This window comes from Nitrosomonas oligotropha, assembly GCF_009833085.1.
Lineage (GTDB): Bacteria > Pseudomonadota > Gammaproteobacteria > Burkholderiales > Nitrosomonadaceae > Nitrosomonas > Nitrosomonas oligotropha.
The window spans coordinates 20,447-43,839 of record NZ_QRBZ01000008.1; the positions used below are offsets into that span (position 1 = coordinate 20,447).

The window sequence follows — 23,393 nt, forward strand, 5'->3', positions numbered from 1 at the left end:
TTTGTTATGAAAAGAAATTCTATGCTTTTACAGCTATTTTTGCTTCCATGTTCTGGAATATCTTATTCAGTTTTTCTTCCAGTACGGCAGCAGTGAAAGGTTTCACAATATAACCGCTCGCTCCCGCTTGGGCTGCAGCAACAATATTTTCTTTTTTGGCTTCAGCAGTGACCATGAGTACAGGGATATTTTTTAGTGCTTCATTGGCGCGTACATTCTGAAGCATGGTTAACCCATCCATATTGGGCATGTTCCAATCGGATACAATAAAGTCAAAATTGCCATCTTGTAGCTTGCGTAAAGCTACCGCGCCATCTTCAGCCTCATCGACATTGACAAATCCTAGTTCTTTTAAAAGATTGCGAACGATTCTACGCATGGTAGAAAAATCATCCACTACTAAGAATTTTAAATTTTTGTCAGGCATTCTTTTCTCCGTAAATAACAGTATTATTTTATGTACTACCAGAATTGCTTTGATTTTTAACCAGCTATCAGCTCTTGCTGCATGATTTTCACTTCGCCGTTGTTTTTACGACAGTCAAGCATGAAAGTTTAGAATAAATCTGAAAAATTCCTATGAGTGATGCGGAATGTAACGCTAAGCTTGTTTTGAGGCTGCTGAGACGTGCAGGGTTGATTGTATTACGGGAGATTGATGAGGATATTGAGTGAGAAGAAGTAAGTTGCGCTTGGGTGAGCGGATCGGACGTAATCTAGCGGCAGTAATCGTTTTCTTTGAACCATTTGACCGCATCCCTGAGTGCTTCAACAGCGGGACGGTGTTGATAGCCCAATTCCCGCTTAGCTTTCGCGCTGGAGAAAAACATCAATTTCTTGGCCATGTGAATGCTGTCGAGTGTTGCGCGCGGTTCCGAGCGTGTGAAGAGCGCTATTTTTTCCATACACCACGCCATGGGGAGCATGACATTGATGGGAATGTTGACGCGCTTTCTGCGTGTTCCGTTAATTTCGTCTATGAGTTGCAGAATTTGCAGCAGCAACATGTTGTCACCGCCCAGAATATAGCGTTCCCCCGGTTTGCCATGCTGAAATGCCAGTAAATGGCCCTGCGCGATGTCGTCGACATGCGCAACATTCAGACCGGTGTTGACGTATGCCGGCATGCGTCCCATCAAGGTATCCAGCACGATGCGTCCGGTCGGAGTGGGGCGCACGTCTCTGGGGCCGATCGGCGTGGAAGGATTGACGATGATTAATGGTAAACGGTATTCATCAACGAGTTGTTGTACCAATTTTTCAGCTTGGTATTTGGAACGCTTATAGTGACCTTTGATACCCGCAAAATCCGCGGGCGTTTCCTCAGTGGCGGGTGAACCATCCGCGTTTAACCCGAGTGTTGCCACGCTGCTGGTATAAACCATGCGCTGAATGCCTCCCTCATGGGCAGCTAAAATCAGCGCACGCGTACCGGTCACATTAATTTCATGCATGGTCTTGGGATCCGGAACCCACAGCCGGTAGTCGGCGGCGACATGAAACAGATTGTCGCAGCCCCGGATGGCGCGTTTGAGCGATTCATGATCGCGCAAATCGCCTTCGGCAATTTCAACGGCGAAATTTTTCAGATTTCTCCGGTCGCTATCGGGCCTTGCTAAAACACGGACCTCATGCCCGGCCGCAAGCAGGCACCGCATCACCGCGGAGCCAAGAAATCCTGTTGCGCCTGTTACCAATGATCTCATGGTTCTTTAAAGGCGAATCTGTATTCCGGCCCGGCTGGCAGTGAAAAATATCCGGAACTGGGAATGGTCGCGATCATTTACCGTATTTCCGGCAGCGCTTCATTGTGCAAACCGGCCAGCGGCAGGTTCCGGGATGTCAGCTTGAACAGTAATTCCAGGATCCAGTCATGACTGGCAAATAAACTGGTCGTTACAATGGTGGCTTTGACACTGCGGCGGCTGATTTTAACTTCGGCTCCTTCCGAAAAATCCCGGTGTTGATTGATCTTGTTTAAGGTCAGGATGGCCATGCCGATCGCCCATAAACAGAACTTGCGGATTCCTGTTTCTTTTGGCGGGATCAAGCTGGTATAGGTCAGCGCATTTTGTAAGTGACCTTTGGCGACTGCTAATAGCTCCGCCAGCCCGGCTTGAAATCTTTCGTCGGATATTCCAGGCTGCAAGTTGCGCAGATCGAATCCGTTTTTAACAAAAATATCCTGCGGCAACCAGCATGCGCCTCGCTTACGGTCATCCCAAATATCCTTGAGAATGTTCGTCATTTGCAATCCCTGGCCGAACGATACGGAAAGCTTCATCAAAGCGGGTTTATGGTGATTGATTTCTTCCGAATAATCGCAGAATAATTCGGTTAGCATTTCACCGACCACACCGGCTACGTAGTAACAATATTCATTCATTGCCGGCAGATCTTTCAACCCTTCCAGCGATTCCGTCTCCTGATAATCCGCCATTCCCTTGGCCATGATCCGCACGCAACGCTCCAACGCGCTGCGTTGTACCGGGTTAAAGCTGTGGGTAACACGAATGACCGCCGGGGTATTTTTGATTAAATCATGCTCCGCTGGAATAGTATGATTGGAAAGCAGCGGGTAGAGCTTGTGCGCGAATTCTTCCGCTGAAGCGTTTCCACATACGACCTCGGCAAACATGTCGGATAACTCTCGGGTCTGCTCGTTGGTCAATGCACTATCGTCTTCAATCGTATCGGTAATACGGCAAAGCAGATACGCATTGCCGATCACGCGGCGCAACGATTCGGGTAATTGCGGGATAGTCAGCGCAAAAGTGCGGGAAACACCTTGCAGGATATGGTCTTGATACTGCGCATCGTCGATACTGGGTTGGCTTGTCATTACGGATTTATCATAAAGCGATACGGCATGTTACTACAATTGAGCGTATCTCCAAATGTCCTGTTATTTATTGCGGCAGTACCCGCTCAGCAGCCATTAATTGATCGACCGTCTCACGTTGCCGGATGATATGGATTTGATCCTGATCGACCATGATTTCGGCGGCGCGCGGCCGGGTGTTGTAATTTGAGCTCATGCTCATGCCATAGGCGCCGGCGGACATGACAGCCAGTAAATCGCCATCATTCAGGCTGAGTTTACGGTCATGACCGAGAAAATCGCCGGTTTCGCACACAGGGCCGACCACCTGATAGTTTCTAGCTTCACCCGCATTTTGATGCACAGGCAGAATCGCATGATAAGCGTCGTACAATGCCGGTCGCATCAGATCGTTCATGGCGGCATCGACAATGGCGAAATCGCGCGCCGAGGTGTGTTTGAGGTACTCCACTCGCGTTAGTAAAATGCCGGAATTACCCACCAGTGAACGGCCCGGTTCGATTAGCAGGCGTTGTTTGACGGTCCGGGTACCGGCGCACAGCGTGGAAACATAATCCTTGATGCTGGGGGGTGTTTCATCGGTGTAGCGGATGCCCAAGCCACCGCCCAAATCCAGGTGCTCAATGGAAAGACCTTGCGATTGCAAGGTTTCGAGTAAATTGAGCATCTTATGGCTGGCTTGCTGGAATGGTTCGAGCTCGGTGAGCTGGGAACCGATGTGGCAATCCAAGCCGGTAAACCGGATATGCGGATACTGTTGTGCCGATTGATAAATCCGCCCGGCCTCGCTGGCGGGAACACCAAACTTATTTTCCTTAAGGCCGGTTGAGATATAAGGATGCGTCTTGGCATCCACGTCCGGGTTGACACGCAGACTGACGCGCGCGATCTTGCCCATGTCTTTGGCGATCTGATTCAGCACGATTAACTCGGCTTCGGATTCCACATTGAAGCAGAGAATGTTGGCATCCAATGCAATACGCATTTCATCGACGTGTTTTCCGACGCCGGAAAACACCGTTTTGCCCGGATCGCCGCCTGCTTTAATGACGCGCTGCAATTCTCCGCCCGATACGATATCGAAGCCACTGCCGAGTCGCGCGAAGAGATTGAGGATGGCGATGTTCGAGTTGGCTTTCACCGCGTAACAAATCAGATGTTCCCGGTTCGCAAACGCCGCATCGAATGCTTGATAGGCTTTGGTCAAGGCGGCGCGCGAGTAGACATAACAGGGCGTGCCGAATTCCCGGGCAATCTGCTTGAGCGGAACCGATTCTACGAAAAGCTCGTTGTTACGGTAATCGAATTCAGGAAAACCGCTCATTTTTTCTCTGCTTGATGAGGTTGAGCGGCGCTGGCTTCCTCAACCTTCGGAAGATAGAGCGGTCCCTTCAGGCCACAAGCGCTGAGCAAGTAAGCGGAGCACAACAGGACTAGAATTAAACGCATGTGAAATCTCTGGAACAATAATGACGGGATACTAACATAAGAGAATGATAAATTAATCCAACTTGAGATTAATTTTGGCGGTTGCGTTGGGATTAATCGTGCGGTAATGCGGTAGCCAGCCAATTAACCAGTTCGTTCAGCAGCTGATTACTTGCCGCGCTTAAAGCGGACACAGCTCCCGCCGCATCGGCCGATGGCGCTTTTGCCGTGACGCGGAAATCTTTTTGCGCCAGCAGCTTGCGTGTATTGCGTTCGATCAAACTGGCGCGCAAACCGGCCACAATGCGGCTATCCGTAGCCGTATCAAACACTTGTGAGAACTCTTCCAGCTCGGTATGCAGTACATAATCGGCGCTTGCGATACTGTTGTCTTTAATCACTTGCTCCTGCGTACCGGCGGCGATACGGTTGCGTAGCTGCTGTGTAAGCAGGGCGGCAGGCGTGGCAATCCAGCGGTTCTTGGCGTAGGTGTGTGATTGTGAAGGGTTGTGATAGAGCAGGCGGTAATGAATCGCCTTGTTATCCAGCCATACCGGCGCTGTCGTGTCCGCAACCAGCAGGCTTTTCTTCCGTAGCTGAGCGGGCTGAGCCGATGGTTCGGATGACGGCGGCGTCTGTATGCCAAAATCGTACACAGCCGCGGGTTGCGATTTATGCACAGCAGCACAACCCGGGAGCAGGCAGATGATCGTGAGCAACAAGAATATTCTGGTCATTGGCTTACTCCTTGGGGGGTACAAAACCGGCTTCTCCAGGACCCGGCAAGGGGGAAGGGCGGCCAAATAATAAACTTTGCGGGTTTTCTTCCAATTGATGCAAAACCTTATCGAAATGATGCGAACTGCGGGCAATGCTGTTACTGGTATTGCGCAATTCGGGAATCGTCATTGCCAGTTCTTGCGTGCTTTGTGACAAGCTGTCAAAAATGCCATCTTTCTGATTGATTTTGGCAACGGTGATATTGACTTCACCCAGGAGCTGATCCAAACGCTTAACCAGCATCGCCGATTCGGTTGTCAGTTCAGTGAACGACGTGAGCACAGGCTGTAAATGACCTGCAATGCCATCAAAATTGCGCGTGGCTTTTTGAATATTTTGCAGAATCTGGGAAACATGATCTTGATTTTCATCGTTCAGCAAATGGTGCATTTTAAGCACTAGCTGATTGACATTGGTGAGCAAGTCCTGCCCGGAGCCGGTCACTTCGTCGAGCAATGAGCGGCGCATCGGGATGCGCGTGTCATGGGCGAGTTGATCGGTACCGATACCATCATCGTTCAGTTGAATGTATGCCAGCCCGGTAACGCCTTGATAACCCAGTTGCGCGTAAGTGCTGCTTTTGAGTATGACATTCTCGTTCACTGAAATATGCACGAGAATTTGTTGCGGATTCTCCGGATCAAATTCGATGTTCTCAACTCTGCCGATGTTAACGCCGCGATAATGCACCGCCGATTGCGGGTTAAGCCCGCTCACCGATTCTTTGGTGACGACGAGATATTCGATGCGCTGAATGTTGCTGCCGCTAAACCACACCGTCACTAACGCGATGGCGATGCTCAGGAAAATGACAAAGATACCTGCTACGAGGGCATGGGCACGGTTTTCCATGGTTGCTCCGGGTTGTTTTGTTGCTCAATTTTATGTCGTATGCTTTTGAAGAAGCTGTTGATAAAAGGATGCGGAAAGCGATATACCTCGTCCAGGGCGCCGATGACAACGACTTGCTGATCGGCCAGAACGGCAACCCGGTCGGATAGCGCGACCAACGTATCCAGGTCATGCGTTACCATGACAATCGTCAGATCCATTTCGCTGCGCAATGACAGCACCAATTCTACGAAACTTTCACTCAGTTCGGGATCCAATCCGGCGGTGGGTTCGTCCAGAAACAGTATTTCCGGGTCCAATGCCAGCGCTCTTGCCAGCGCCACGCGTTTGATCATGCCGCCGGACAAGGCGGCGGGCATTTTGTTCGCGTGCTCCGGTCCGATCGCCACCATATTCAGTTTGACCATCACCAGATCACGGATTATATCTTCGCTCAAGGTGTGCAATTCACGCAAAGGCAGCGCAATATTATCGAATACGGTCAACGCGCTGAATAATGCGCCTTGCTGAAACAGCACGCCCGAGCGGCTGCGGATATTTTTTCTGTGCGGATGGGCGTCAGTATTTGAACGAGCACTGCCAAAAACTTTGACGCTGCCTTGCGACGGTTCTTCTAATCCCAGCATCTGGCGTAACAACGTGGTTTTTCCGCTGCCCGATCCACCGATCAGGGTCAGTACTTCACCGCGGTAAACGCATAAATTGATATCGCGATGCACGATATGATTCCCGAAACGGGTATAGAGCGATTCAATCTCGATGATGCATTCCGGTTTTGCCGTCATCTAGGTAAGCCCCACGTCCGAGAACAACACGGCAAAAATGGCATCGATAATGATCACCATGGTAATTGCGGTTACCACCGAAGAAGTGGTGCCTTCGCCCAGGCTTTCGGTGTTGGGTTTGATCCTTAAACCAAAATGACACGCGATGAGTGCGATGACCATGCCGCATACGACCCCTTTGCCGAGTCCGAGCCATAAGTTGGCAATCGGCACAGCATCCGGCAGCGCTGACAAAAAGTATTGCGAATTCAAACCTAGCTGCCATTCCGCGGCGACTATACCGCCAAGTAAAGCGATTGCGCTGGTCCACACCACCAGCAAGGGCATCGCGATACCGAGTCCCAGCACTTTGGGTAATATCAGACGCTGGCTATGCGAGATGCCCATCACTGTCAGGGCATCCAATTCCTGGGTTACGCGCATGACACCGAGTTGCGCCGTCATGGACGACCCGGAACGGCCGGCAACCAGAATCGCCGCCAGCATGGGGCCCAGTTCACGGATGATGCTGATTCCCAATATGTTGATGATAAAGATATCCGCGCCGAATAACTGCAATTGTTTGGAAGAAAGATAGCTCAAGACAATACCGATCAGAAATCCGACCAGCGCGGTAATGCCGAGCGCCTGCGCCCCGGTGCGGTATAAATTGGCGGAGATTTCGCGCCAGGGGATATAAACCGGATTGCGGAACAAATAAATCACATCGAGCAGCAATTGGCCAATCAAACTGACCAGACCGATGGCATGTTGCCATAACAGCAAGGCCAATCCGCCCAAAGCGGTTAAAGGCCAGAGCAAATCCCGGTATGGGGTTTCCGCCTTGATCGCTGGCAGCTGTTCCAGACGCGCAAACATTTTTTCGTGTTCCGGGCGCAGCTGGAGATGATCCGGCCGTTGTGCTTTCCACCCCCGCCACAGCAGGGTCGTGCCAGCGATATCCATTTGCTGGATGCCGGTCAGATCCCAGTACAGATCGCGATTCTTGGCTTGCTTGCTCAGCTCATCCATTAACGACTTGAGGATCGGCTCTAGCGCCGTCAATGTATAGTTGCCGGTTAAAACGATATGCGCGAGACCTGCTTTGGTGCAAAGCTGAAACCATTGTTGCATCGTATGAGTAGGCGGATCGCTGGTGTGCATTAATTCTGGCTTGGGTTCATTCATAGGAATGCCAAGTATAGTCATAAACAATCGGGATAATTTTTACTCTTTAAAAATCCGGATATCCTTTTTAAGGATACGCTGATCTGACCGGCTGACAGCAGTTATTGTAACGCGTTAAAGCAAAACAGTTGGATCGGATTGCGGGTCGGCAGGAAAAACGGAAACGCAATAGCGCTATTTGGTTTGCGCAACGGCGGCGCGCGCCAGCGCCGGGTTATCCGAAAAGTATTTCTTGATGCCCAGGAACATCGCGTCCGCCATTCTATCCTGATAACCCTTGCTGCGTAGTTTTTCTTCTTCTTTGGGATTGCTGAGAAAAGCGGTTTCCACCAGGATGGAAGGAATGTCGGGCGATTTCAGCACGGCGAAACCGGCTTGTTCGACATTTCTTTTGTGCAAGTGATTAATGCCGCCCAGCTGTTTCAAAACGTATTCGGCGAGTTTGACGCTGTCATTGATAGTCGCATTCAGCGACAGATCCAGCAGCAACTCCTTGATGTCTTTTGATTTCGAGGCGATGTCGATGCCGCCCATCAAATCGCTGTCGACGCTATTTTCCTTATTGGCAAGCCAGCTTGCCGTGGTCGAGGTGGCGCCATGTTCGGACAGCGTGAAAACCGAGGAACCGTGCGCATGCGCTTTGGGATTGGCATCGGCATGGATCGACACAAACAAATCGGCATTGGCGCGCCGGGCGTTAATGCGGCGCTGCGGCAGTGAAATGTAATAATCGCCGTCGCGGGTCAGAACGGCGCGCATATTCGGCTCTTTGTCGATCCGTTCTTTCAGTTTTCGCGCGATGGCCAAGGTTACATCTTTCTCGTGGGTGCCCTGATAGCCGACCGCACCGGGATCCTTGCCGCCATGGCCTGGATCGATGGCCACGATAATGATGCGCGGAGCCTTGCTGGGTTTGCGGTTTTGCGCGGCGGGAGACGAAGCGGGGGAATTATTGCTCTGCTTGGCTTGATTTAGCTGCGGCTTGGGCGCGTGTGGCCAGACAAGCCGGGCGGGTGGGCTGGTTTGGGGCTGTTTGGCGCCGCCTTGCACCAGCGTGGCAACCAATTCATCCAAAACATCCGCTTCAAAATCCTTGCTTGGCGCAGTGCTGCCGCGCGCGTTCAGTTCCGCCTTGCCGGTTTTGTCCGGATGATGGATATCCAGAATCAAGCGATGCGCAAAATTTTCCTTCGGTTCGATAACAAAGGTGCGCGGCACGACATTGGCTTTCAGATCGAACACCAGCCGGATGACGTGCGGTTTATACTGCCCGACGCGGATTTTCTGCACAAAAGGATCAATCGCATCGACCTTTTGCGGGAGCGCCGAAAGCGCTTGTGAAAGTTTGGTATTGCTTAAATCGATAACCACGCGGTGAGGGTTTTCCAGCATGCTTAATTCATATTCAAGCGGTTGGTTGGATTCCAGGGTGATGCGCGTGTAATCCGGCGTTAATCCGACACGAACCGATTGAACGTTGGTATCCGCAGCCAGCACTGTTTGACTGGAGCCTATCCAGCAACAGAAAAAGACCAATATAAAAAATATCAGGAAGTTATTTTTGACGGCAGCATAGGTGTTGCTATTGGAATACGCAATCACTCGCTTTTTGGGTTGTGCCAATGTATCAAACATTGTTTTCCTGCCTCTGTGCCAGCCCGGATTTCAATCCTGCGGCCGTTGTCAAGAATGCTGAAGATGAGCTGCAAATCGGCTTCAGGCAATAAATCGCCCGCTTTTTCAGGCCATTCCACCAAACAAATTGCGTCTGAATTAAAGTAATCGCGGAAGCCTGCTTCTTCCCATTCGAGGTAATCATTGAATCGATAAAAATCAAAGTGATACAAGTATAACGCAGAGATTTTGTAGATTTCAACTAAATTATAGGTAGGACTTTTGACTACATGCTGATATCCGAGGCCGTGTAGAATACCGCGCGTCAAGGTTGTTTTGCCTGCACCCAGATTACCGCTCAGATAAATGGCCAGTCCGGAATGCAAGCAGGCAGCCAGTTTTTTACCGAATGCCAGCGTTGCCGCTTCATCCGCAAGAAAGCAGGTAACACCTTGTGCTGATTCAGTATCTGTCGAACGAGCGTTATGCAAGAAAATACCTCAACCAATAAATTGCCGGATTACACCGCCTTGGCGGCTGCCATCAAAACCTGGGGCAAGGAACTCGGATTTCACGATGTCCGCATCGCCGATGCGCAGGCGGATATGACGGCGGTGGAATCCGGTCTGTTCCAATGGCTGGCGCAAGGATACCACGGTGACATGGATTATATGGCGAAACATGGCACCAAACGTACCCGGCCCGCTGAGCTTGAGCCCGGCACGCTCCGTGTCGTTTCGGTGTGCATGAACTATGCGCCGCCCGCGGTCAAAAATAGCTGGGATGTAATCCATGACGGTGACCGGGCATTCATTTCGCGCTATGCGCTGGGGCGCGATTACCATAAAGTGATCCGTGCCCGGCTGCAAAAATTGGCCGACCGGATAACCAGCGAAGTCGGCGCTTTCCAGTATCGGGTATTTTCCGACAGCGCGCCGGTGATGGAGGTGGCATGGGCGCAGAAATCCGGTCTGGGGTGGCGCGGTAAGCACACATTATTGTTGAACCGGCAAGCCGGTTCGATGTTTTTCCTCGGCGAGATGTATCTCGATTTGCCATTGCCTGCCGACGAACCAACCGGCGATTATTGCGGCAGTTGCACCCGCTGTATCGATGTCTGCCCGACGCAAGCGATAGTCGCGCCGTATCAGGTCGACGCGCGGCGCTGTATTTCCTATCTCACCATCGAACTCAAAGACAGTATCCCGGAAGCGCTACGCCCGCTGATTGGGAATCGCATTTACGGCTGCGACGATTGCCAATTGGTATGTCCGTGGAATAAATTTGCCAAAATCACCAACGAAAACGACTTTCATGTGCGCAATGGCATGGACGATGTGTCGCTCATTGAATTATTCGGCTGGGATCAAGCAACCTTCGAGGCTAAACTGGCCGGCAGCGCAATCCGCCGCATCGGCTATGCGCAATGGTTGCGCAATATCGCCGTCGGATTGGGGAACGCGCCGTATTCCGCTGCGATTGTCGAAGCGCTGCAAGCGCGGTTGGATAATGCTTCGGATGTAGTGCGCGAGCATGTGCAATGGGCGTTGCAGCAACAGAACGAAAAGAGAACAACCACGAAGGAAACTAACCATGAATAAACGATCGATCATCGGCACGCCGCTGAGTCCCTCGGCGACCAAAGTCATGCTGCTGGGCAGCGGCGAACTTGGCAAGGAAGTCATTATCGCGTTGCAGCGCCTGGGGGTGGAAACCATTGCGGTGGATCGTTACGCCGATGCGCCGGGGCATCAGGTGGCGCACCGGGCGCATGTGATCAATATGGCCGATGGGCGGGCATTGCGGGCGCTGATCGAACAGGAGCGGCCCGACATTATCGTGCCGGAAATCGAAGCGATTGCGACCGATATGCTGGTCGAAATCGAGCAAGCCGGTATCGCGACGGTAATTCCGACGGCCCGCGCCGCGAAACTGACGATGAATCGCGAAGGCATCCGCTGCCTGGCGGCGGAAACGCTCGGCTTGCCAACATCGCCGTATGCTTTTGCCAATAGTTTGGATGAATTGCGCGCCGCGATCGACGGCAAAATCGGTTATCCCTGCATCGTCAAACCGGTCATGTCATCATCCGGAAAAGGGCAATCGCGTATCGATCATGCCGGAGAGGTGGACGCGGCGTGGCATTATGCCGCCAGCGGCAGCCGGGTCGATCAGGGGCGGGTGATCGTCGAAGGCGTGATCCACTTTGATTATGAAATCACGCAGCTGACGGTGCGCGCATTGGATACTCATGGTGAAGTGCAAACGCATTTCTGCGAACCGATCGGACATGTGCAAGTGCATGGCGATTACGTCGAAAGCTGGCAACCGCAAGCGATGTCACCGGTGGCATTGCAACGTGCGCGTGAAATCGCCAAAATCATCACCGATGACTTAGGTGGGCTGGGTATTTTCGGCGTGGAATTGTTCGTCAAAGGCGACGACGTGTGGTTCAGTGAAGTCAGCCCGCGCCCGCACGACACCGGCATGGTGACGATGTGCAGTCAGAAACAAAGCGAATTCGATTTGCACGCGCGTGCGATTCTGGGATTGCCGGTGGATACGGCGCTGCTGGCGCCGGGCGCCAGCGCGGTGATTTACGGCCAACTCGAAGCCAAAGGCATTGCATTTTCCGGGATTGCCGAAGCGCTCAGCGTGCCGCAAAGCGATCTGCGCTTGTTCGGCAAACCCGAATCGTTCAAACGCCGCCGCATGGGGGTGGCACTGGCGAATGGCGCCGATACCGGCGAAGCCCGCAGCCGTGCTAAACTTGCCGCCAGCCGGGTGACACCGATCAAAGATTAATTTTTAATCAACATGTGGGCGTCTCTAAAAATTCAGAGTTTTAGACAAGACGAGGCGAGAGCAAAAAATATTTTCGCGGCATATGATTGATATGTAAGGAAATATTTTTTGTGATCAACGAAGTATTGTAACAAAATATGAATTTTTAGAGATGCCCACATAACAAAGGAAAATATCATGACAATCGAACAACTCAATTCGCAATTCGGCATCGCAGGCCAAGTGGAATTTATCGCCGGTAACGGCGGACTACCGATGATTCAGGTGAAAACCGCCAAAGCCAAAGCGCTGATCTCGGTTCATGCCGGTCAGGTGCTGTCGTATCAGCCCGCCGGTGAGCCGGAAGATGTGATGTTTTTGAGCGCGAAAGCGTATTACCAGGACGGCAAAGCGATCAAAGGCGGCGCACCGGTTTGCTGGCCGTGGTTCGGTGCCGATCCGGAAGGAAAAGGCCGCCCCGGACACGGTTTCGTGCGCAATCGCGGCTGGAATGTGATCGCCACCGAAGCGCTGGCCAATGGCGACATCAAAGTCACCGTTGGTTTGGACGACACGCCGGAAACCCAAGCCATCTGGCCGCATGCGTTCAGCCTGCGGCAGGAAATCGTCATCGGCGACTCGTTAAACCTGTCGCTGATCACGCGCAACACCGGCAAGGAAAAATTCACCATTACGCAAGCGTTCCATACGTATTTCAAAGTCGGCGACATCAACCGTGCGAAAGTATCGGGATTGGCTGGGTGCGATTATCTCGACAAAGCTGGCGGCGGCAACACGCCAAAACATCAAACGGGTGACGTGACCATCGACGCCGAAGTCGATCGCATTTATCTCAACGTCGGCAATACCCTGACCATCGACGACGCAGCCCTCAATCGCTGCATCCAAATCACCTCACAAGGCAGTAAAACCGCCGTGGTATGGAATCCGTGGAAGAAAATCGCTAAGGATATGGCCGATTTGGAAGACCACGACTATCAACGCTTATTGTGTGTGGAAACGACCAATGCGGCGGATGATGTCCGGGAAGTGGTGCCAGGTGGGGAATGCCGGTTGGTTGCGAATTATCGGGTGATGCGAGGTTAATTAATCAATCATTAATATCGGTGATTCATTGGTTTTGCGTGTAGGTGTAATTATTCTCGATGATCGTAACGACCGGAAATATTAGAATAAATATTAAATGAAGAAATCTGAAAACAAAGAGAATATACCAAAATATCTCAATACAATTCGTTGGTCTGCCGGTATTTTTACGGCCATGGTGTTCTTGTCATATTTTTTTCCTTTTTATCTTAATATTTTATTCAATGAAAAACTTTCAGGAGATCCCGCACACTGGTCAGCATTTGGAGAATATATTGGGGGAATTCTCAGTCCTATCTTAGCTTTTCTTGCATTAATAGCGCTACTTCACAGCATTCGCTTACAAACTGCGGAGTTAAATCATTCAACGGAGCAACTTAAAAAATCAGCTGAAGCACTCGACAATCAAAATAAATTAATTCAAAAGCAAAACTTTGAAGCAACTTTCTTTCACTTAGTAGGATTATACAATCAAATAATTCAAGGACTTTCTGTAACAACAAGTAATAATAATTTTCAAAAAGAAAAATTTAGCAATAGAGAATGTTTCTTCCCCTTACTCCTTCAATTTAACAAAATAAAATATGAAGAAGCTCAACAATCAGGGGGAATAATAAATGGAAAGATTATCTATTTTAAATTCAAAGAAAAATATGAGAACTCAATCGAACATTATTTTAAAATAATATTTAATATCATAGAGTTTATAGATGGCGCAGAGTTATCGGAAGATGAAAAATATTTTTATGCAAATATCTTTCAAGCACAATTATCATTTTATGAACTTGCGTTAATACACATCAATTTGCTTCATTCAAATGAATTAAAACTTCCTATAATCAGGAAATATAAAATCATTCCTGAAAATTCTGCATATTTTAAAGATGCTATTGAGCAATATCCTTCTGTTTAGCGCGGTAGGCTGGGTTGCCGAAGAAAGCCCAACATCAAACCTGCGGTGTTGAGAATAGGCCCAAATGCTTGTTATCTATAAACTACTTCTTTTTGCTTCCTAGAAAATGTTTTTCATTCGTTTGCCAGCCGCTGCCGGTAGCGCGGAAGGCATCAACCACTTTGTGCAATAAGCGGATGGTGTTCATTCTTTAATAAAAAATTCTACTGTATTGCTCCTGTTACTCAGGAAGGCTCCGTGAGTAATTGCCATTGTTAACTGTACAAGTGGAAATATAAGGAGTTACAAAGAAACTATGATCCGGTATTGGTCACTTATTCTCGGTCCTTGCTTCGCCATAGTTCTGGCTATGAGCATGAATGCCTCCGGCTGGGACACCAAAGCCTGCTGGGCCGGAGCAATCGTAACCTTGTGCGTCGTCTGGTGGATTTTCGAGCCGATTCCGATACCGGTGACGTCGATCATTCCGTTGGCGGTGTTTCCGCTGACGGGGGTGTTGACCAAGGAGGACATCGCGAGAGCGTACGGCGATGATTTGGTGTTGCTGATGCTGGGCGGTTTTATGCTGTCAGCCGCGCTGGCGCACTCAGGCGCGCATCACCGGCTGGCGCTGGGGTTGATCAAGATAGTCGGCGGGCACAGTAGCCGGCGTATCGTGTTCGGGTTTTTGTGCGCCTGCGCATTCATCAGTATGTGGATTTCCAATACGGCCACCACGTTGATGATGTTGCCGCTGGCACTGGCTGTGATCGCGCAGAGCAGCGATAAAAAGCTGGCGCTGCCGCTGTTATTGTCGATTGCGTATGGCAGCAGCATCGGTGGTCTTGGTTCGCCGATCGGCACGCCGCCGAATCTGGTTTTTATGCGCGAGTATGAAAGTTTTACCGGGATCACGGTGAGTTTTACGCAGTGGATGAGCTGGGGTGTGCCGGTGGTGGTGTTGATGGTGCCGCTGGCCGGTTTGTGGCTGACCCGGCAGTTACGGCATACAGGTGAATTGACGATGCCGCTCGCGGGACCTTGGCGTGCGGAAGAATGGCGCATGCTGCTGATCTTCGGTTTGACCGTACTGGCGTGGGTTACGCGCAATGAGCCGTTCGGCGGCTGGAGTGTCTGGCTGGGTTTGAAAGGCGCGACCGATGCCACCGTGGCATTGCTTGCCGTCGTGGTGATGTTTCTGATTCCGAACGGCCGTGGCGGCAAGTTGCTGGATTGGGATACGGCGGTCAAAGTGCCGTGGGGCATTCTGATTCTGTTTGCGGGCGGGATTGCGATTGCACAAGCTTTTGTCGAGACCGGATTGTCGAAAGCGATCGGCGAGCAACTGGCGATTCTTTCCGGTTTGCATCCGCTGATCATCATTGCATTCGTTGCGCTATCGGTGACTTTCCTCACCGAAATAACGAGTAATACGGCCATCACCGTTTTGTTGATGCCGATCCTTGCACCCGCGGCGGCTGCGGCGGGTATCGATCCGGCGATGCTGATGCTACCAGCTGCGATGGCCGCCAGCTACGGTTTCATGATGCCGGTGGGCACGCCGCCGAATGCCATCGTGTTCGGCACCGGTCTGGTGCCGATGACCAGCATGGCGCGGGAAGGCTTGGTACTTAACTTTATTGGGGCCGCAGTAATTACGGTGGTGTGTTATTGGCTGGTCGGTTGATCAAGTCCCGACGCAGATCGCAACCGTATCTTTCCCAATCAAAATAAGGCCCCGGATCGGTTTTGCGGCCGGGGGCGATTTAACTGATCTATCTGGATTCGCTAGACCAGGTCAATGTAGCAGTTGAATGCCAAAAGATACAGTCAATGATGCCCGCTGAAGTTAAGGCAGACTTCAAAAGCGCCAGCATCTTGAAAGACGGCAGGGTCATATTCAATCTTGCCGGGAATAAATACCGGCTGGTGGTTTGGATTAACTATGCCTATGGCATCGTGTATATCCGTTTTATCGGTACGCATGCGCAGTACGATCAAATCGATGCACAAACAATTTAACGCAGGAAATAATCGCATGGACATCAAACAGATCAAAACTGATAACGACTATCGCGCAGCGCTCAAAGAAGCCGAAGCATTGATGACAGCCGGATCCGACACACTCGAAGGTGAAAAACTGGATGTACTGGTAACGCTGATCGAAGCGTATGAACACAAACACTTCCCGCTTGATCTGCCCGATCCTATCGAAGCCATTAAATTTGAAATGGAACAAAAAGGGCTAACGGTCAAAAACCTGGAACCGATGATCGGGAAGAGCAATCGTGTCTACGAGGTACTCAATCGCAAGCGTTCCCTGACGCTAAAAATGATCTGGAAGCTGCACCAAGAACTAGGCATTCCTGCCGAATCGCTGATTAAACCGCGCACTCAGACCAATATCTAGCCGGGGAAGCTGGGGGCGTGTCTTGACAACGGTTTTTCGTTTCGCCTGGCTGTCATGAACGATGCTCTCGTACCCACTCCATGAGCGCTTCATCCATGCGCGTTTGCCAACCGCTGCCGGTAGCACGGAACGCATCGACTACTTCGCGCGATAAGCGGATGGTGATTCGCTCTTTGGTTACAGCCGCGCGCGGTCGGCCTACTCGTTTCAATTTCGCAAACTCGGCATCGGTTAGCGGCAAAGCATCCGGATCGGACATCGCAGTTGCGGTGATGGCAGCATCTTCTTCCGGGGTCGGTAGATACACTTTTTTGCCTGATTTAGTCTTGAGATACATAGCGTTTAACCTCTCTAGCATTTGCCTTGCGCAGGCTAATAATGCGGCGATAGTCGCCGCGGTCGGTGAATACCACATAAAATAAGCGTGTTTCGATGAGTGCGAGGGCGATGATGCGTACTTCACCGTATTCCATGCGCGTATCCTGCCACAATTGAGCGGATTCCCAATCAAGTTCAGAAGCCAGTGCCATTGATACGCCATGTTTGGCGATATTGACAGCATCTTTGGCGGAATCGAATGTGATTTTCACGCATATATTGTGCATACAGAAATAATCTTGATCAAGTTATTTTTGTATGCACGGGCAGGGACTGCGTTCTGATATTACTTATTCATGAAGATGAGCGCGGTTGGAGTGGCAACAGAAGCTCCAACATAACAACGCAAGGGATCTCTTCTTGATAGGATAGTCACCCAATGACCGAAACATCAAACTGGAATCTTAGTCAACTTTCCCAGAATTTCTTTTGTATGGTGAACTATGTGGCTGTTGATCCAAGCTTGGCAGTGCTACGGTCTTTCATGTCCGATTGAGGCATGCCCGGCTGCATGGAATAAATCGCCGCGATTTACATCGGCGGCGTAGCGCCGCCAATCGAAACAAGGTCCCGGATCGGTTTTGCGGCTGGGGGCGATGCCGGAGTGTCCGGCGATATCTTTGATCGGGTAGCGATCGCACAAGCACTGTGTCAGAGCAGCCAAAACGGTATACTGCGCGTCGGTAAACGGTGTGGTGTCGCTGCCTTCCAGCTCGATACCGATGGAGAAATCGTTGCACCGTTCCCGGTCCTGCCATTGTGAAACACCGGCATGCCAGGCGCGTTTCATACAAGGTACGAACTGAATGATCGCGCCATCGCGGCGGATGAAGAAATGCGCCGAGACTTTCAATTCCTGTAACGTCTGATAATAAGGATGCGCTTGCGGGTCGACGTGGTTGGTGAATAATTCGATCACACCATTGCCGCCGAACTCATCCGGCGGCAGGCTGATATTGTGGATCACCAATAAGCTGATTTCTGTGCCTGCCGGGCGTTCGTCGCAATTGGGCGAGGCGATAAATTGGGCGGAATCCAGAAGACCTGCGGCATCGATTGGCATGCGTTAAAATGAGCGGATAATTAACTGATCGCGCATGGTAGCGTACCTTCATAAAACTTGAAAACCGGAATCGTATGACACAAGGCAAATTCATTACCCTGGAAGGTATCGACGGCGCGGGCAAATCGACGCAGCTGACCTGGATTGTCGAACTGTTGCAGCGTGCGGGATTGCATACCGTGCTGACGCGCGAACCGGGTGGAACCGCTTTGGGTGAGCAGCTGCGCGCGTTGTTGCTGGATAAATCCATGACGATGCACCCGGAAACCGAAGCGCTGTTGATGTTTGCCGCGCGGCGCGAGCACTTGGATAAAGTGATTCTGCCCGCGTTAGCGCAAGGCCAGTGGGTCATATCGGATCGCTTTACCGATGCCAGTTTTGCCTATCAAGGCGGAGGGCGGGGACTGGATACCGCTAAACTGGAAGTTCTCGAACACTGGGTGCAGGGTGTTTTGCAACCGGATTTGACGTTGTATTTCGATGTGCCGGTGGAAGTCGGGCAGCAGCGTGTCAGTCAAATCAAGGATGTCGACCGGTTTGAAAAAGAACAGGCCGGTTTTTTTCAGAAGGTGCGGGCAGCTTATCTCGACCGGGCGCGGCAGTTTCCCGGCCGCATTAAAATCATCGACAGCAGCCAATCCTTAGCGGAAGTCAAAGCGGCAGTTGAACAGACATTGCAACCTTTGTTGAATCATGGCTGATATTTTTATCTGGCAACACGATATCTGGCAGAAATTGATGCACAGCCGTCAATTCCAGGGGCACGCGCTGCTGCTCAAGGGTAAAAAGGGCACCGGTAAATACGAATTTGCGCGCCAACTGGCGAAGTCATTGCTCTGTGCGGCACCTGCCGCAGAACAAAAAGCGTGTGGAACATGCTTGAGTTGCGGCTGGTTTGAGCAGGCTAGCCATCCCAATTTTTATCAGGTCATGCCGGAAGCGTTGCTCGCCAATTCCGATAGCAGTGCTGAGAAAGAGGACGGTGAAGAAAAATCCGGCGGCGCTACACCGAAAAAAAGCGCCAGCCAGCAAATCGGCGTCGAGCAAATCCGCAAACTGACCGACTTTGTTTACATGAGTGGGCATCAAAATGGTCTCAAAATCATCTTGATTTATCCTGCGGAAACCATGAATAGCGCGGCAGCCAACGCACTATTGAAAAAACTCGAAGAACCGCCGGAGCAGGTATTGTTTCTGCTGGTGACACATCAAGCGCAGCGCTTGCTGCCGACCATCCGCAGCCGCTGCCAGCAAATCGCGATGCCACTACCGGATGCGGCGGCAGCGCTGGCGTGGTTAAAGCAGCAGGAAGTCAGCGATCCTGAGGCCAGTCTGGCCGCCGCCGGTTTTTCTCCGTTGACTGCGCTGCTGCTGGCTAAGGGAGAGAATGCCGCACAATACGGACAATTCATCGAGCAAATCGGTCACCCCAGCCGGTTGGATCCGCTGTCACTGGCGGAAGCTTTGCAACAAACCCAGCTATCCGTCGTCGTCAATTGGCTGCAAAAATGGTGTTATGACTTGGTCAGTTATCGCACTAGCGGAAAAATCCGCTACTACGTGAAACAGTTACCTGCGATCCAATCGCTCAGCCAATACATGGATTTACCCGGGTGTGTGACTTTCACCCGGGGGCTTAATGCCAAGCAACAGCTATCACATCATCCGCTGAATCCGCGCTTGTTTCTGGAAGAGATGTTCATCGCTTATGCCGCCCTGATGACGCGGAAATAATCACAGCTTATTTCTTTTCATACGTTTCATCGGCTTTCAGCACTTTCAGCGCCGCACTGGCGCAGACTTCATCGAACTCAATGCCCGGCGCGCCGCCGACGCCGATGCCGCCAACCACTTCACCGCCGATCTTGATCGGGAAGCCGCCGCCCAGTAACAGAATGTTCTCGTTCAAGCGCGTCAAACTTTGCAATTCCGGTTTTTGCGCGACCAGCACGGCGTATTTGTGCGTCGAATCGCGCAGACTGTTGGCGGTGTAGGCCTTGCGGCGGCTGCTATCCAACGTGTGCGGCCCAGCGCCGTCGGCTTTCAGTTGCACCTTGAGCAAGCCGGATTGATCGACAATCGCCACGCTGACTTTGAAGCCATCGTCGTGACATTTTTTGATTGCCGCCATTGCCGCCTGGGTTGATAATTCCAGCGGTAAAACCTTTTGCGTGGGGAAATCCTGCGCGAAAGACAGGGTGGATAATAAGCACAGCGATAGCGCTGAAACACTGACTGCAACTTGTTTAAGTGTGTTGGTCATGATCAAGTCCTTTGGGTCAATTATTAGGGATATATTGAGACACGCAGAGAGATTATCACTGCTTTCAAGTAAAGGAGACAACATGATTACAAAAACGATCGATTATCAGGATGGCGGCACACCCCTCGAGGGCTATCTGGCGTATCACGACACCGGCGCGCCGAAACCCGCCGTACTGGTGGCGCACGACTGGAGCGGGCGGCGCGAACTGGCGTGCAAAGGCGCGGAACGCATCGCCGATATGGGGTACGTGGGTTTTGCCTTGGATATGTACGGCAAAGGCATTTTCGGCGCGGATGGCGATGCGGACAGAAACGGCGCGCTGATGGCGCCGTTTGCGCAAGACCGGGCATTATTGCGGCGAAGAATCAACGCCGCGCTGCACGCCGTGCGGCAACTGCCGCAAGTCGACCCAACCCAGGTGGCGGCGATGGGCTACTGCTTCGGCGGTCTATGCGTGCTGGAACTGGCGCGCTCCGGCGCGGATGTCAAAGGCGTGATCAGCATTCACGGTATCTTCGCGCCGGGCAATGTTCCCAACGAAACCATCACCGCCAAAGTGCTCTGCCTGCACGGCCACGATGACCCGATGGTGCCACCCGAACAAGTGCTTGCGTTCGAGACCGAAATGACCCGCGCCAACGTCGATTGGCAAGTGCACGTCTACGGTGGCACGATGCACGCCTTCACCAACCCGAAAGCTAACAATCCAAGCTTTGGCACGGTGTACAAGGAAGTGGCGGCGAACCGGGCGTACCGGTCGGTTGCGGATTTCTTGGGCGAAGTGTTTTAATAAGAAATTGCTGTGCCTAAATTAAGGCATTTGCTTATTTTGTTTCCCTAAAAAGCGGCCTAACATGATGTAAGTTTCAAGATGGCTTCCCCGTGAGCGAGTGCGACGCGTTGATGTCGCCTATTTTCTTTATATGGAGGCAGCATCATGCATAAGCAGCCACTTGTATTAATTTTTGCAGTAAGTTTTGTTTCCGCTGGTTTTGTCAACCAAGCCGTTCATGCGGATACCAAAACCTGGAGCAGCAGTGATGGTTTCTGGCATGACGATAGTAGCTGGTCTCCATCTGGTGTTCCGGGTAGTGGTGACGACGTAATCGTCAGCCCGTACGGCGGAGTGGACACGATATTGAATTTCACCAGCGCTACCGGCAATCGCTCGGCCAATTCGCTGTTGATTAACTCAGACACGGCTAGCACCATTAGCTTCCTGCAGAGTGGTGGCAGTTTAACTATCTCCAGACAAATAATCGGTTCTGGTTCCGATTCGGGTTCATCCGGCAGCGGGAATTATGTGCTCAGTGGCGGTAGTCTGTCAGCAGAAGATGAGATCATTGGTGACCGCTACGATATTATCCCGCTTATATACGGTGTCTTTACCCAGACCGGCGGCACAAATACAGTGACTAACCTGATTATTAGCCGGGTCGGCAGCCGTGGCGAATATAACCTGAGTGGCGGTAGCTTGTTGGCAGATAACGAGGTCATCGGGGCTGGCGAAGCTGACTTCGGTCCCAACAGCAATGGCATTTTCATCCAATCCGGTGGCACGCATATAGTGAATCATGAGCTTTCCATTGGCGCACATGGACTTGGCACCTATACCTTACACGCAGGCAGTTTGTCGGTGAACAGTGAATCCATTGGTACTTCTTTTTATCCTATTGAAAGAAGCAACGGTATCTTTACCCAGAACGACGGCACACACACAGTGAGTGATATCCTCTCCATTGGAGTTGGCGCAAATGCACTCGGTACGTATAACTTAAACGCAGGCAATCTTTCGACGAAAAGTGAGTCCATAGGTTCTGCTATTTATTCTTATCCTTTTGAAAGAGGTACTGGTATCTTTACCCAGAGCGGTGGCACACACACGGTGAGTGACATTCTTTCCATTGGATTAGGTGGGCTTGGTACCTATAACTTAAACGCAGGCAGTCTATCGACGAATAGTGAATCCATAGGTTCTTCTATTTATCTTTATCCTGTTGAAACCGGCGGTACCGGCATCTTTACTCAGAGCGGCGGCACACACACGGTGAGTGGTATTCTTTCTATTGGCAATGAGGGAGAGAGTACCGGAAAATATGATTTGAGCGGCGGGAGCCTGTCCGCAGGTAGTGAGAATATAGGTTATTCCGGTACTCTGAACCAAACCGGCGGTATTAATACAGCGCAGATGATGATAAACAACGGTGCCTACAACCTTACGGGCGGTACCTTTGTAGTTAACGGCAGCCTAGACAACAGCGGTACGATGAATTTGGCTGGCGGTACGACGACGGTGAACGGTAATGTCACCAATGCCGCGAGCGGCAAAATCGAGGTCGCTCATAGTCCGGCCATATTCACCGGCGACGTCGTCAATAATGGTCAATTCAAAAGCACACACGCTACCGTTACCTTTACTGGTAGCTACACGGAAAATGGCGCGTACATCAGCGACCCGTCGATTAATAATTTTACTAACCTCATCATCGGTAGCAGCGGTTATCTTGCCGGTGGGCAAGGGAATGAGTGGCACATCGCGGGCAGTTTTGAAAATCATAGCTTGCAAAATACGTTGTGGAATACTGTCGACGCCGATCTGTTCTTCGATGGCAGTGGCATGAAAGATTTTTATCTGGCAGGCGCAAATTTAGGCGCATCAAAGCTTGGTTTTAGCAACAACTTTGCTTTTGGATCGCTGCATCTTGCATCTGGAGTTGAGCTCACGGTGTTGGATGGCAATGTGATACCGGGTGCTGCGATGTATGTCGATCTGGTGAGTCTGGGCGGAGGCATCGGCCAGCTCAGTCACATTCATAGTGATTTCAACATCTACTACGATCCGGCAGCAGCCGGAAATGAGTATTTACTGGGAAAAACCTATGCACTGGATGGCAGTGGCGTTCTCGCACCCGCAGTTCCGGAACCGGAAACCTATGCCATGTTGTTGTTCGGATTGAGCGTGCTAGGTTTTGCCGTTCGGCGTAGAGAACAAATCGTACAGCGCTCAGGCTGGTAACTGAATTTT

Annotated in this window: 27 protein-coding genes; 11 read left to right on the forward strand and 16 right to left on the reverse strand. The window is 51.2% G+C overall.

Annotated elements, in window-relative coordinates:
* Positions 1–19: 19 nt before the first annotated feature.
* The 11 genes from cheY to tsaE form a co-directional block, all read right to left on the reverse strand.
* Positions 20–427, reverse strand: coding sequence for a chemotaxis response regulator CheY (gene cheY, locus ABD07_RS02990; RefSeq protein WP_090318938.1), 408 nt, complete (start codon positions 425–427; stop codon positions 20–22).
* A gap of 289 nt (positions 428–716) precedes the next feature.
* Positions 717–1,706, reverse strand: coding sequence for a hopanoid-associated sugar epimerase (gene hpnA, locus ABD07_RS02995; protein ID WP_160817049.1), 990 nt, complete (start codon positions 1,704–1,706; stop codon positions 717–719).
* A 77-nt stretch (positions 1,707–1,783) separates the two neighbouring features.
* On the reverse strand, positions 1,784–2,842 hold the full coding sequence (locus ABD07_RS03000) for a phytoene/squalene synthase family protein (protein ID WP_160817050.1): 1,059 nt from the start codon (positions 2,840–2,842) through the stop codon (positions 1,784–1,786).
* A 67-nt stretch (positions 2,843–2,909) separates the two neighbouring features.
* Positions 2,910–4,166 carry a diaminopimelate decarboxylase gene (gene lysA, locus ABD07_RS03005; RefSeq protein ID WP_160817051.1) on the reverse strand — a complete coding sequence of 419 codons (1,257 nt, stop codon included), beginning with the start codon at positions 4,164–4,166 and terminating at the stop codon, positions 2,910–2,912.
* The gene (gene lptM, locus ABD07_RS03010; protein ID WP_108698578.1) at positions 4,163–4,291 is read right to left on the reverse strand and encodes an LPS translocon maturation chaperone LptM; all 129 of its coding nucleotides are present in this window, start codon (positions 4,289–4,291) and stop codon (positions 4,163–4,165) included. The genes lysA and lptM overlap by 4 nt, the downstream gene beginning before the upstream one ends.
* Before the next feature lie 92 nt (positions 4,292–4,383).
* Positions 4,384–5,007 (reverse strand): ABC-type transport auxiliary lipoprotein family protein, encoded by a 624-nt coding sequence (locus ABD07_RS03015; protein WP_160817052.1) that lies wholly within the window; start codon positions 5,005–5,007, stop codon positions 4,384–4,386.
* Between the two features lie 4 nt (positions 5,008–5,011).
* A complete protein-coding gene (locus tag ABD07_RS03020) occupies positions 5,012–5,902 on the reverse strand; it encodes an MlaD family protein (RefSeq protein ID WP_160817053.1) in 891 nt (296 codons plus the stop codon).
* Positions 5,875–6,687 (reverse strand): ABC transporter ATP-binding protein, encoded by an 813-nt coding sequence (locus ABD07_RS03025; RefSeq protein ID WP_160817054.1) that lies wholly within the window; start codon positions 6,685–6,687, stop codon positions 5,875–5,877. Before ABD07_RS03025 ends, ABD07_RS03020 begins: the two co-directional genes overlap by 28 nt.
* Positions 6,688–7,800, reverse strand: coding sequence for an MlaE family ABC transporter permease (locus ABD07_RS03030; RefSeq protein ID WP_160817121.1), 1,113 nt, complete (start codon positions 7,798–7,800; stop codon positions 6,688–6,690). It abuts the gene before it with no gap.
* Between the two features lie 228 nt (positions 7,801–8,028).
* Complete coding sequence (locus ABD07_RS03035) at positions 8,029–9,489, reverse strand: N-acetylmuramoyl-L-alanine amidase (RefSeq protein WP_160817055.1); 1,461 nt, start codon at positions 9,487–9,489, stop codon at positions 8,029–8,031.
* Positions 9,453–9,959 (reverse strand): tRNA (adenosine(37)-N6)-threonylcarbamoyltransferase complex ATPase subunit type 1 TsaE, encoded by a 507-nt coding sequence (tsaE, locus tag ABD07_RS03040; RefSeq protein ID WP_160817056.1) that lies wholly within the window; start codon positions 9,957–9,959, stop codon positions 9,453–9,455. Before tsaE ends, ABD07_RS03035 begins: the two co-directional genes overlap by 37 nt.
* Between tsaE and queG the strand changes: the two genes are divergently transcribed.
* From queG to ABD07_RS03060, 4 genes are all read left to right on the forward strand, one after another.
* Positions 9,954–11,069, forward strand: coding sequence for a tRNA epoxyqueuosine(34) reductase QueG (gene queG, locus ABD07_RS03045; RefSeq protein ID WP_160817057.1), 1,116 nt, complete (start codon positions 9,954–9,956; stop codon positions 11,067–11,069). The two genes, tsaE and queG, sit on opposite strands and share 6 nt — an antisense overlap.
* A complete protein-coding gene (gene purT, locus ABD07_RS03050) occupies positions 11,062–12,273 on the forward strand; it encodes a formate-dependent phosphoribosylglycinamide formyltransferase (RefSeq protein WP_160817058.1) in 1,212 nt (403 codons plus the stop codon). Before queG ends, purT begins: the two co-directional genes overlap by 8 nt.
* 177 nt (positions 12,274–12,450) lie before the next feature.
* Entirely contained in the window at positions 12,451–13,359 is a 909-nt protein-coding gene (locus ABD07_RS03055) for a D-hexose-6-phosphate mutarotase (RefSeq protein ID WP_160817059.1), read from the forward strand.
* Positions 13,360–13,456: 97 nt separating this feature from the next.
* Positions 13,457–14,272 (forward strand): putative phage abortive infection protein, encoded by an 816-nt coding sequence (locus tag ABD07_RS03060; RefSeq protein ID WP_160817060.1) that lies wholly within the window; start codon positions 13,457–13,459, stop codon positions 14,270–14,272.
* Positions 14,273–14,354: 82 nt separating this feature from the next.
* Here the strand turns inward: ABD07_RS03060 and ABD07_RS15315 are convergent, their stop codons facing one another.
* A complete protein-coding gene (locus ABD07_RS15315; RefSeq protein ID WP_160817061.1) occupies positions 14,355–14,459 on the reverse strand; it encodes a BrnA antitoxin family protein in 105 nt (34 codons plus the stop codon).
* A 108-nt stretch (positions 14,460–14,567) separates the two neighbouring features.
* Between ABD07_RS15315 and ABD07_RS03070 the strand changes: the two genes are divergently transcribed.
* From ABD07_RS03070 to ABD07_RS03080, 3 genes are all read left to right on the forward strand, one after another.
* Positions 14,568–15,938, forward strand: a complete 1,371-nt coding sequence (locus ABD07_RS03070) for an SLC13 family permease (RefSeq protein WP_160817062.1) — start codon at positions 14,568–14,570, stop codon at positions 15,936–15,938.
* A gap of 146 nt (positions 15,939–16,084) precedes the next feature.
* On the forward strand, positions 16,085–16,273 hold the full coding sequence (locus ABD07_RS03075) for a type II toxin-antitoxin system HigB family toxin (protein ID WP_240142391.1): 189 nt from the start codon (positions 16,085–16,087) through the stop codon (positions 16,271–16,273).
* 16 nt (positions 16,274–16,289) lie between these two features.
* The gene (locus ABD07_RS03080; protein WP_160817063.1) at positions 16,290–16,661 is read left to right on the forward strand and encodes a helix-turn-helix domain-containing protein; all 372 of its coding nucleotides are present in this window, start codon (positions 16,290–16,292) and stop codon (positions 16,659–16,661) included.
* Positions 16,662–16,713: 52 nt separating this feature from the next.
* Here the strand turns inward: ABD07_RS03080 and ABD07_RS03085 are convergent, their stop codons facing one another.
* The 3 genes from ABD07_RS03085 to ampD form a co-directional block, all read right to left on the reverse strand.
* Positions 16,714–16,998, reverse strand: coding sequence for a BrnA antitoxin family protein (locus tag ABD07_RS03085; RefSeq protein ID WP_160817064.1), 285 nt, complete (start codon positions 16,996–16,998; stop codon positions 16,714–16,716).
* Positions 16,982–17,251 (reverse strand): BrnT family toxin, encoded by a 270-nt coding sequence (locus tag ABD07_RS03090; protein WP_160817065.1) that lies wholly within the window; start codon positions 17,249–17,251, stop codon positions 16,982–16,984. The genes ABD07_RS03085 and ABD07_RS03090 overlap by 17 nt, the downstream gene beginning before the upstream one ends.
* A gap of 260 nt (positions 17,252–17,511) precedes the next feature.
* Complete coding sequence (ampD, locus tag ABD07_RS03095; protein ID WP_160817066.1) at positions 17,512–18,102, reverse strand: 1,6-anhydro-N-acetylmuramyl-L-alanine amidase AmpD; 591 nt, start codon at positions 18,100–18,102, stop codon at positions 17,512–17,514.
* A 74-nt stretch (positions 18,103–18,176) separates the two neighbouring features.
* On the opposite strand from ampD, the gene tmk reads away from it, so the two are divergent.
* Together tmk and holB are read left to right on the forward strand one after the other, a co-directional pair.
* Positions 18,177–18,803, forward strand: a complete 627-nt coding sequence (gene tmk / locus ABD07_RS03100; protein ID WP_160817067.1) for a dTMP kinase — start codon at positions 18,177–18,179, stop codon at positions 18,801–18,803.
* On the forward strand, positions 18,796–19,836 hold the full coding sequence (holB, locus tag ABD07_RS03105) for a DNA polymerase III subunit delta' (protein ID WP_160817068.1): 1,041 nt from the start codon (positions 18,796–18,798) through the stop codon (positions 19,834–19,836). Before tmk ends, holB begins: the two co-directional genes overlap by 8 nt.
* Before the next feature lie 7 nt (positions 19,837–19,843).
* Here holB and ABD07_RS03110 read toward each other — a convergent pair whose 3' ends face one another.
* The gene (locus ABD07_RS03110; RefSeq protein WP_160817069.1) at positions 19,844–20,365 is read right to left on the reverse strand and encodes a GlcG/HbpS family heme-binding protein; all 522 of its coding nucleotides are present in this window, start codon (positions 20,363–20,365) and stop codon (positions 19,844–19,846) included.
* An 82-nt stretch (positions 20,366–20,447) separates the two neighbouring features.
* On the opposite strand from ABD07_RS03110, the gene ABD07_RS03115 reads away from it, so the two are divergent.
* Both ABD07_RS03115 and ABD07_RS03120 read left to right on the forward strand, forming a co-directional pair.
* Positions 20,448–21,158 carry a dienelactone hydrolase family protein gene (locus tag ABD07_RS03115; protein ID WP_160817070.1) on the forward strand — a complete coding sequence of 237 codons (711 nt, stop codon included), beginning with the start codon at positions 20,448–20,450 and terminating at the stop codon, positions 21,156–21,158.
* Between the two features lie 147 nt (positions 21,159–21,305).
* The gene (locus tag ABD07_RS03120; protein WP_160817071.1) at positions 21,306–23,384 is read left to right on the forward strand and encodes a PEP-CTERM sorting domain-containing protein; all 2,079 of its coding nucleotides are present in this window, start codon (positions 21,306–21,308) and stop codon (positions 23,382–23,384) included.
* Positions 23,385–23,393: the final 9 nt, after the last annotated feature.